This is a genomic window from Streptomyces sp. AC627_RSS907 (assembly GCF_019049165.1).
In genome coordinates, this window is sequence record NZ_JAGMUE010000404.1 from 1 (window position 1) to 584 (window position 584).

The 584-nt window shown below is 82.7% G+C and carries 1 pseudogene; it reads right to left on the reverse strand.

What is annotated here, in order from left to right:
* A pseudogene (locus tag KUM32_RS36140) lies at positions 1-584 on the reverse strand (PucR family transcriptional regulator); the annotation flags it as partial.

Sequence of the window (584 nt, forward strand, 5' to 3'; positions counted from 1 at the left end):
CCCGGACGGCGCCCCGCCGCCGGACGGTGCCACGGAGCCGGACGCCACGGGGCCCGCCCCGTGCTCCGTGCTCCGTGCCCCGTCCGCCGACCCCCGCCCGCCGGCGTCGGCCGTGCCGGAGCGCGGCTCCGGCTCGGCGCCGGCCGCGCGCGGCGAACGCAGCAGTTGCTCCGCCGTCGCGTGCGCCGGGTCGAGCGACGCGCCCGAACGCAGCCGAACCAGCGCGGCCAGGCTCGTCCTCGGCGCGTGGGGCGCGCCCGTCGACGCCCCGGCGGCGCCCGAACCAGCCGCCCGGGGCCGACCGGCGATGGCGCAGACGGCGGCGAGCCCCGACAGGTTGGGCAGGGGGCCGGCCTCCGCGGGGTTCTCGGTGTCCCAGGGGGTGACGGCGACGACGGCGAGCGGGCCCCGCGCCGTCCCGCGGAGCGCGTCGCGCAGCGCCGCCTCCGCCTCGTCCCGCCCCGCGGGCGGCCCCACCAGGAGGGCCCGGAGCAACTCCCCGAGCTCCGCTCCGCTGCGCGCCTCGGCCGCCAGCAGGGCGCCGATGCGGGCCGTCGTCTCCATGGCCTGCGCGAGCCGCGGGT